Below are 9,183 nucleotides of genomic sequence, written 5' to 3'. Positions count from 1 at the left end.
ATGTATATGGTATAATGAGATAAGAAAAATTATTTTGGAGGGATTATCATGGAGAAAAAACATGTAAAAACTCTTTCAAAGGCTACTTTAAAGGAAAGTGCAGCAAAGGGCGGATGTGGTGAATGCCAGACTTCTTGCCAGTCTGCTTGCAAGACTTCTTGTACAGTTGCTAACCAAGAGTGCGAAAGATAGTATTCGAAAAGTAGAAGACAGCCTTTATGGCTGTCTTTTCGTATCAATAGAAATAGGGGGGGTTAAAATATGAAACTTAAAAAGAGACTTGGATCTCTAGTATTGTCACTTACTATATTGGCTTGTAGCTTGGCAACTGCCAATGCCCTGTCATATAGTGAAATACAGCAGATTAGGGGAACTGATAGGTATGCAACAGCCAGTGGTATTGCTGGTGAGTATGGCCTATATGATTCAGTAATATTGGTAAATGCCGACAAGAACAAGTTGGCAGATGGTTTAAGTGCCAGTGGTTTAGCAGGTGTAATCAATGCACCTATACTTTTGGTACACAGGGATAGTATACCTAATGAAACTCAGCTAAGAATGGAAATAGCAAAGAGGGTATATATCATTGGCTCTGATAACTCTATAAGTAGTGATATAGAAAACAAGCTAAGGAGTCAGGGTGGATTCTCTGTTAAGAGAATAGGTGGCCAGAATAGGTATGAGACTAGTAATAATGTTGCTAATGAAATCCTAAATATAAAGGGATCAGTTGGTAAAGTATTTATAGCTAACGGAAGCAAGGGTGAGGCAGACGCTATGAGTATATCTGCAGTTGCAGCCAGAGATGGTGAACCTATCCTGCTTACAAACGGAACTAGTATAAGTGAAACATCAAGATCAATAGCAGAATCTACAAAGAATGTTTATGCTATAGGTGGTGTTGATTCTATATCATCTAGACTAGTAAGCTCACTAGGTGCTACAAGAGTCAGTGGTACTAGTAGATACTTAACTAACTCACAGGTTATAAGGACCTTCTACAGAGAAACACCATTTAAGTACATCCTAAGTGATGGCTATAAGCTAGTTGACGCCTTGACAGGTGGGCCTCTAGCCGGTAGAAATAATGCCCCAATAGTACTAGTTAGCGAAAGAAGCGACAAGTCAGTACTAAGAGGTGCTACATCTTTAGTATCTTTGGGAGGAATCAGTCAGAGCGTACTAACTAAGTGTGCGGCTGAGACAAATAGGTAAAAATATGAGATATAACAAGCAGAAGTATGAAGGTAAATTAGATTTAATAGTTTTAATTGTATATTCATTGTTTTTGTTTGGCCTTATAGAGACAATCAACAGGCGAAGTTTTATTAAATTTATAGACTTCGCCTTAGATTTTCCAATCCAGTTTTTTATAAACTACTTTTTAATTTTTATGATACTTGGAGTATCAATATTTTTAAAGAGGAAGGTATTTTACTATTACATAACCAGTAGCGTGCTTTTGATACTGGCTATTAGTAGTTCTGTTTTATATAGCTTGAGAGGTATGCCCTTGTCACCTTATGACCTTGTATCATACAAGGAGGCCCTAAATATTGCCAATGTTTTTTTAGATGTCAAATTTATGGTGGCAGGGATTGCTTTTTTACTACTGGTTATAATATTTTCAGTTCTTATATTCAAGAGGTTTAAGACTGAAAATAGGATTAGGAATAAATTTGACCTAGTGGCCCTTTTGCTTGTGGCAACTGTATTTTTTATAGTTGTTCCCCAGCTAAAGGCGGCTAAAATTGTAACTGCCATAGCCTGGGACCCTGGATTGTCTTATGAGACCAATGGTCTAGTTTTCTCCTTTGCAGATGAGACCTTTATGTCTATAAGGAAAAAACCAAAGGGATATAATCAGGCTACTATAGAGGCTATCAGATCAGATTTGGATAAGGAAGCTAAAAAGGACAAGAGGCTAATTAGGACTGGGGATGACAGGCCGGATGTAATCTTTGTCCAGCTGGAAGGCTTCATGGATCCTACAAGGCTAAAAGATTGCAATTATAATATAGACCCAATGCCAAACCTAAGGAAGATGATGGAAAGGTACACGTCAGGCCTAATGAATGTGCCGGTTACTGGTGGTGGTACGGCTAGGACAGAGTATGAGGTCATGTCAGGGAATAATTTTGAATTTTTAAACCAGGGTGAGATTCCCTACCAGACATTCTTGGCAAAAAGACCATCAATATCTATAGCAAGCCAAATGAGGTCAGAGGGATATAGGGCTGAGGCTATTCATAACTTCAATTCCAGCTTCTATAACAGGAGAGAAGGCTATGAAAATATCGGTTATCAGAAGTTTATCAGTCTTGAATCAATGACGGATGTTGAATATACTCCTATGTGGTGGCCAAAGGACAAAATATTGACTAGGTATATAATGGGTGAATTAGACCAGAATAAGTCTAAGTCTATGATTTATACCATATCTACTCAGGGCCATAGCAAGTATCCTACCAGCAATATGGACATGGAGTACAAGGTCAAGCTAGTGGATTCAAAGTTACCTAAACAGGACCAAAACCAGATTAATTACTATGCCAACCAGGTATATGAGATGGACCAATTTATTAGGGACCTAAAGGCCAGCCTAGATGCAAGGAAGAAGAACTATGTCCTGGTTGTGTACGGAGACCACCTACCTGCCCTGAATATAATTACACGCAATATGTCCGGTGTGGATAAGTTTTCATCGCTTTTTGCAGTGATAGATAATATGGGAATCAAGAAAAGGTCTATTCCGAATGACCTTCAGGCCTACCAGCTATCTACTATGGTAATGGAACTCGCTGGACTTAAGTATGGGCCTATGAATATGGTACATGCCTACCTGAAGGACAAGTCTGACTACCAGGAAAAGATGAAGCTAGTCCAGTATGATATTTTATTTGGTAAGAGATACTTCTTAAAGGAGTCAGATGAGCCTATAAAAAATAATAAGATGCAGTTAGGTACTAGGGATATGAAGCTTGAGTCTGTAGAGAAAAAGGATGGCAAGGTCTTTATTAAAGGTCAGGGAATAAACAGAAACACAAGGTTATACATAGGAGGAGAAGAAGCCCAGGTATACTTTGTAGATGATAAGACCTTACTATTGAAAGCACCTAACTATAGGGGTAAGAAGATAGTATACCTTGAAATATTGGATAGCGATGAAAAACCAATTTATAGGTCAAATACCTTGGTGTATAAATTTTAGGGACCCATGGGGTTCTTAAAATTTGTGAATTTTAACTTGATCTGGGAGTTTTATGGAGGCAGAAATGAGGAAAAATAGCAAGATACATCCATCGCCCCTGCATATTTTATCGCCCGGGCAGATGATGGTTGCAGGCTTTGGTTTTTTGATTTTACTGGGTGCTGTACTTTTGACCAGCCCCCTATCATCAGCCAATGGAACTAGTACAAGTTTTATTGATGCCCTGTTTACAGCAACATCCGCTGTATGTGTGACAGGTTTAGTAGTAGTTGATACCAGCATCCATTGGTCTGTATTTGGGAAGGTGGTAATTATATTATTAATCCAGGTTGGTGGCCTAGGCTTTATGACACTTGGAACACTGGTAGCCCTTATCTTCGGGAAAAAAATCAATTTGAGACAAAGAATACTGATAAAAGAAGCCTTGAATCAAGATGAATTGTCAGGTAGTGTTAAATTGATTAAAAAGGTCCTGAAATATACTATGGTTATAGAGGGGATGGGTGCTCTGATATTGTCTTTTGCCTTTATACCACAATTCGGCTTTTTAAAGGGTATAGGTTACTCGATATTTACATCAATATCTTCCTTTTGTAATGCGGGTTTTGACCTGATGGGAAGTATTTCAGGAGAATACTCATCTATAGTGAGTTACTACAACAGGCCACTGATAGTATTTACTATTTCGGCTTTGATAATTCTAGGTGGTATTGGTTTTCCTGTCATAATTAATATTGTAAACAAGAGGCATTTAAAAAAGCTAAGCCTAAATTCTAAGATGGCCTTGGTGACTACGGCTATACTAATTGTGGGTGGTTTTTTGATGATATTCTTAGGGGAAGTTGGCCACGCTTTACACGGTATGACCTTGTGGGAAAAGTTCCAGGTGGCATTTTTCCAGTCAGTTACTACTAGAACGGCTGGCTATGCTACAATAGACTTGACACAGTTTAGAGAATCAACTTTATTTGTGATGATAATACTGATGTTTATAGGTGCATCACCAGCATCTACTGGTGGTGGTATAAAGACAACTACAGCAGCAGTTTTATTTATAGCAGTAAAGTCATTTATAAAAAATGAAAATGAAATAACAGTCCAACACAAGAGGATAAATGTATTTACCTTTAGGAAGGCCTTGGGAATATTTATAATTGCTATTAGCATAGCCGTTTTGGGTGTTTATCTTTTGAGTATAACCCAGGACCCAAAACATTTTGATCTCTTATCTAATTCCTTTGAAGTATCTTCGGCCTTGGCGACAGTAGGTTTGTCCCTGGCAGGTAGCTATCACTTAAACAGTGTTGGCAAGGTGATAATAATGGTCTTGATGTTTACCGGTAGAGTAGGGTCATTGACTATATTTACAGCCTTTATAAGCGAAAACAAGAGGATGAGGGTTAGATACCCAGAAGCCAAGGTATTAGTTGGCTAGGAGGATATAAGATGAAGCAGTTTATAGTAATAGGTGGGGGAAGGTTTGGAGAAGCTACAGCCAAGACTCTTACAGAATCAGGCCAAGAAGTTATGGTAGTGGATATGGATGAAGATGTAATTCAACAGATATCCGATGAAGTAGAAAATACTGCCATACTGAATGTTACAGATGCGCAGGCTATGAAAAGCATAGGTTTAAACAACTTTGATGTGGCTATAGTTGCAATCGGAGGAGACCTGAGGGCTTCAATTATGGCTACCCTAATAGCCAAGGAAGAAGGTGTCCCCCTAGTTATAAGTAGGGCCAAGGACAGTCTACAGGCCGATGTATTAAAAAGGATAGGTGCTGATAGGGTTGTTTTTCCAGAGTCTGATATGGGGATAAAGATAGCCAAGTCCTTGACCTTTGAGAATGTTGTGGATTTCATGCAGTTGGATGATACACATTCAGTATTTGAAGTCACTGTTCCAAAGTCATGGGTAGGAAGCAACTTAATTGACTTGATGGTAAGAGACAAGTACAATATCAATGTTGTTGGTATCAAGAGGGGAGATACTTTCCAGGTTCCCCCTAGTCCTAGTCAGAACTTTGAGGACGGAGATATCATAGTAATAGCTGGTCAGACTAAGGTAATAGAAGAGATTGCCCTTTTGATCAGCGGTGATTCATATATAAAGAGATAGGAAGTTTGGTATGGCTTATATAAAGAGTAAGGATAATGAAAAATTTAAAACCATTAAATCTTTGCTAGCCTCTAAAAAGAGGTATAAGGAGCAGAAGTACTTAGCAGAAGGTCTTAGGACTGTAGAGCTAGCCCTAGAGCATGGAGCAGATATAGATATGGTAATCCTGAGAGAGGGGACTGAATTTAATTTAGACCTGGAGGACCATAAGGTTCATACCCTATCAAGAGACCTTTTTGACCAAGTAAGTGACACTGAGAACTCTCAGGGTATCATGGCCGTGGTCAAGATGATGAACCTATCAAGCGATGACTTTGATCCTGCAAGACACAAAAGGGTCCTGATTTTGGATAGGCTCCAAGATCCGGGTAATGTGGGTACAATAATTAGGACAGCTGATGCCATGGGCTTTGACCTAATCTGTATGACTAAGGGATGTGTGGATGTATACAATCCCAAGGTAGTCAGGTCGGCTATGGGGTCAAGTTTTTATATGGAACTACTAATAGAGAGTCAGGAGGCTATACTATCTATCTTAAAAGGGGCAGGCCTGCAAATAGTGTCAAGCTCCCTGGATACGGATAACTATTATGATGAGATTACCTATGCAGACAGGTGTGCCCTAGTCCTTGGAAATGAAGCAAATGGGATAAATGACTTTTGGGTAGAAAATTCCGACCTATTAGTCAAGATTCCTATGTATGGTAAGGCGGAATCCTTTAATGTTGCCATATCTGGAGCCCTATTGATGAGTAAGATGATAAAGAGGGAAAATAAATAGTATATATTATATATAATTCTAGCTGTTTTTTGGTTGAGTCCAATGAACAGCTATTTTTTTATATTTTTCACCCATGAAGAAATATTGATTTTAAAAGGCTATATCCCTATTATAAGGACATAATGAATTTTGCAATAAAACTATAATAGAAGAGGTTCATAAATATTGAAAAATAAGTCTTGCCTAATTAAGCATGAAGTATTATAATATACTATATAGAAATGGTATATCATATTAAACAATAATATGACGCAATATTTAAAGGGTAAGTATGTTATGAGGTAGGTGATTATTATCCAACTGAATGAGAGGCAATTGAAGATTATTGCTATAGTAAAGGAAAATGAACCTATTACAGGAGAAAAAATTGCAGAAAAGCTAAGAGTAACTAGGGCAACACTAAGGTCTGACTTGGTTGTCTTGACAATGACAGGTATTCTAGATGCTCGTCCAAAGGTCGGCTATTTTTATGTGGGTGAGGGAAACTTCTCTAATGAAAATACATCCATGAAAAATACAAAGGTATCCTCAGTTATGGGTGTACCATTGACTGCGAGACAAAGTGACTCTGTATACGATGTAATAGTAAATATCTTTTTGGAAGACTCTGGTGGAGTTTTCATACTGGATGAGGACGACTACTTGTGTGGCGTGGTTTCCAGGAAGGATTTGTTGAAGGCTACTGTTGGGGGTTCGGATGTCAATAAGCTACCTGTAGGTATGATAATGACAAGAATGCCTAATATAGCGACTGTTGAAGAAGACGAGTCAATTAATTTGGCGGCTGCCAAATTGATGAAGAGAGAGGTCGACAGCCTACCTGTTATTAGGTACGAAGACGATGACAAGCAAAAGATGAAGGTTGTGGGTAAAATATCAAAAACTATAATAAATAGACTATTTGTCGAGCTGACTGAATAGGTCGACACTAGTTTATGGGAGGTAATATGGAAAACAATTCGATCATATATATTGTATCAGATTCTCTGGGAGAGACGGCTAGGTCGATAGCCAAAGCCTGTATCTACCAGTTTCCAAACCATGAGAATTGGGATATTAAGAGATTTTCTTATATAAACAATAAGGACTTGCTAAATGAAGTCTTTGAAGAAGCAAAAGGAAAAAGGGTCCTAGTTATGTACAGCTTAGTAAATCCTGAGCTGGCAGAATATGCTAAGGTCTACTGTGAAAGAGAAAATATAGAGTATATGGACCTATTAAGTCATATATTGAGGAAGATGAAGAGAATTTCAGGTGTTGAGCCACTTGGAGAACCAGGTATCATCAGAAAGATGGACAAGTCTTACTTCAATAGGGTAGAGGCCATAGAATTTGCTGTTAAATACGATGATGGTAAGGACCCTAGGGGCCTACTAAAGGCGGATGTAGTCTTGGTTGGTATATCTAGAACATCAAAGACACCGCTAAGTATGTATCTTGCCAACAAGCACCTGAAGGTGGCAAACGTTCCTTTAGTTCCAGAGGTACCCATTCCAAAGGAATTGGCTGAAGTGGAAACTAAGAGGATAATAGGTCTAACGAACTCACCTGAAAAGTTAAACACTATAAGGGTTGAAAGATTAAAGTCAATGGGCCTATCTGGCACAGCCAACTATGCTAAGCTTGAAAGGATACTTGAGGAGCTAGACTACTCAGAAAAGGTTATGAAAAATTTAAAGTGCCCTGTGATAAATGTGGCTAACAAGGCTATAGAGGAAACAGCCGGCATAATTTTAGATTTATTAAAAGAAAATGGTGTAGCCATTCTAAAAGACTACGAAGTATAACATTAGGAGGAAGAAATGAGTAAGAAGTTTGTTTACAGTTTTGACGAAGGTAACAAGGAAATGAGGGGCTTGCTAGGTGGTAAGGGTGCCAATCTAGCAGAAATGACTAATATAGGTCTTCCTGTACCACAGGGATTCACTATAACTACAGAAGCATGTAATGACTACTATGACAACGACCACAAGATCGTTCAGGAAGTTCTAGACCAGATTGACGAAAAGTTAAAGCAACTAGAAAAGGAACAGGGCAAGACACTAGGATGTGAAACTAATCCACTACTTGTATCTGTAAGATCAGGTGCTGTTTTCTCAATGCCTGGTATGATGGATACAATCCTAAACCTAGGTCTTAATGACACAAGTGTAAAGGGTCTAGTAGCAGCTACAAATAACGAAAGATTCTCATATGACTCATATAGAAGATTTATACAGATGTTCTCAGATGTTGCTATGGAGGTTCCTAAGTACAAGTTTGAAAACGTTCTTGACAAGGTAAAGGAAGCAAAGGGCTATGGTTCTGACCTTGACCTTACAACAGAAGACCTAAAGTCAATAGTAGAAGAGTTCAAGAAGATATACAAGGCTGAAATCGGTGAAGACTTCCCTCAGGATCCTAAGAAGCAGTTAATGCTAGCTATAGAAGCAGTATTCAGATCTTGGAACAACCCAAGAGCTATAGTATATAGAAAGCTAAATGATATACCAGGAAACCTTGGTACAGCTGTAAACATCCAGTCAATGGTATTCGGTAACATGGGTATGACATCTGGTACAGGTGTTGCCTTCACAAGAAACCCATCTACTGGTGAAAATAAACTATTCGGTGAATACCTAATAAATGCCCAGGGTGAAGACGTTGTTGCTGGTATCAGAACTCCACAGAGCATAGATACACTAAAGGAAGAAATGCCAGAAATGTACAACCAGTTCGTAGAAATTACTCATACTCTTGAAGCTCATTACAAGGATATGCAGGATATAGAATTCACTATAGAAAATGGTAAGCTATACATACTACAGACTAGAAATGGTAAGAGAACTGCTAAGGCTGCTATAAATGTAGTAGTTGACCTAGTAAATGATGGTGTAATCGACAAGGAAGAAGCTATCATGAGAATTGAGCCTAACCAGTTAGACCAGTTACTACACCCAACATTTGATGCAAAGGCTATAAAGGATGCTCAGCAGTTAGCTAAGGGTCTTCCAGCATCTCCAGGTGCTGCTGTAGGTAAGGTATACTTCTATGCAGAAGATGCAGTAGTACAGGCTAAGGCAGGAGAAAA

The 9,183-nt window shown here is 38.6% G+C and carries 9 protein-coding genes; all 9 read left to right on the top strand.

Features of this window, described 5'->3' with window-relative positions; translation table 11 throughout:
* The first annotated feature begins 48 nt into the window (after window positions 1–48).
* Entirely contained in the window at window positions 49–192 is a 144-nt protein-coding gene (scfA, locus tag ACW6OJ_RS06430) for a six-cysteine ranthipeptide SCIFF (protein ID WP_007789995.1), read from the top strand.
* Between the two features lie 69 nt (window positions 193–261).
* Complete coding sequence (locus ACW6OJ_RS06425) at window positions 262–1,215, top strand: cell wall-binding repeat-containing protein (protein WP_455105410.1); 954 nt, start codon at window positions 262–264, stop codon at window positions 1,213–1,215.
* A gap of 4 nt (window positions 1,216–1,219) precedes the next feature.
* Window positions 1,220–3,211 carry an LTA synthase family protein gene (locus tag ACW6OJ_RS06420; RefSeq protein ID WP_456096067.1) on the top strand — a complete coding sequence of 664 codons (1,992 nt, stop codon included), beginning with the start codon at window positions 1,220–1,222 and terminating at the stop codon, window positions 3,209–3,211.
* A 64-nt stretch (window positions 3,212–3,275) separates the two neighbouring features.
* A complete protein-coding gene (locus ACW6OJ_RS06415; protein WP_455105408.1) occupies window positions 3,276–4,646 on the top strand; it encodes a TrkH family potassium uptake protein in 1,371 nt (456 codons plus the stop codon).
* Window positions 4,647–4,657: 11 nt separating this feature from the next.
* On the top strand, window positions 4,658–5,332 hold the full coding sequence (locus tag ACW6OJ_RS06410) for a potassium channel family protein (RefSeq protein WP_293426953.1): 675 nt from the start codon (window positions 4,658–4,660) through the stop codon (window positions 5,330–5,332).
* A gap of 10 nt (window positions 5,333–5,342) precedes the next feature.
* The gene (locus tag ACW6OJ_RS06405) at window positions 5,343–6,113 is read left to right on the top strand and encodes a TrmH family RNA methyltransferase (protein WP_455105407.1); all 771 of its coding nucleotides are present in this window, start codon (window positions 5,343–5,345) and stop codon (window positions 6,111–6,113) included.
* Window positions 6,114–6,398: 285 nt separating this feature from the next.
* A complete protein-coding gene (locus tag ACW6OJ_RS06400) occupies window positions 6,399–7,034 on the top strand; it encodes a helix-turn-helix transcriptional regulator (RefSeq protein WP_293432182.1) in 636 nt (211 codons plus the stop codon).
* A 26-nt stretch (window positions 7,035–7,060) separates the two neighbouring features.
* Window positions 7,061–7,900, top strand: a complete 840-nt coding sequence (locus tag ACW6OJ_RS06395) for a pyruvate, water dikinase regulatory protein (RefSeq protein ID WP_455105406.1) — start codon at window positions 7,061–7,063, stop codon at window positions 7,898–7,900.
* A 15-nt stretch (window positions 7,901–7,915) separates the two neighbouring features.
* Window positions 7,916–9,183: PEP/pyruvate-binding domain-containing protein (locus ACW6OJ_RS06390; RefSeq protein ID WP_456096066.1), on the top strand; the 1,268-nt coding region annotated here is incomplete at its 3' end.

It is taken from the genome of Peptostreptococcus sp., assembly GCF_977045075.1.
Note: the sequence above shows the minus strand (reverse complement) of the source record. Positions and strands in the feature narration are given on the sequence as shown.

Bases quoted from the DNA above. Each gene is read 5' to 3' on its own strand.
- scfA (WP_007789995.1), top strand. From the start codon at position 49: ATGGAGAAAAAACATGTAAAAACTCTTTCAAAGGCTACTTTAAAGGAA.
- ACW6OJ_RS06425 (WP_455105410.1), top strand. From the start codon at position 262: ATGAAACTTAAAAAGAGACTTGGATCTCTAGTATTGTCACTTACTATA.
- ACW6OJ_RS06420 (WP_456096067.1), top strand. From the start codon at position 1,220: ATGAGATATAACAAGCAGAAGTATGAAGGTAAATTAGATTTAATAGTT.
- ACW6OJ_RS06415 (WP_455105408.1), top strand. From the start codon at position 3,276: ATGAGGAAAAATAGCAAGATACATCCATCGCCCCTGCATATTTTATCG.
- ACW6OJ_RS06410 (WP_293426953.1), top strand. From the start codon at position 4,658: ATGAAGCAGTTTATAGTAATAGGTGGGGGAAGGTTTGGAGAAGCTACA.
- ACW6OJ_RS06405 (WP_455105407.1), top strand. From the start codon at position 5,343: ATGGCTTATATAAAGAGTAAGGATAATGAAAAATTTAAAACCATTAAA.
- ACW6OJ_RS06395 (WP_455105406.1), top strand. From the start codon at position 7,061: ATGGAAAACAATTCGATCATATATATTGTATCAGATTCTCTGGGAGAG.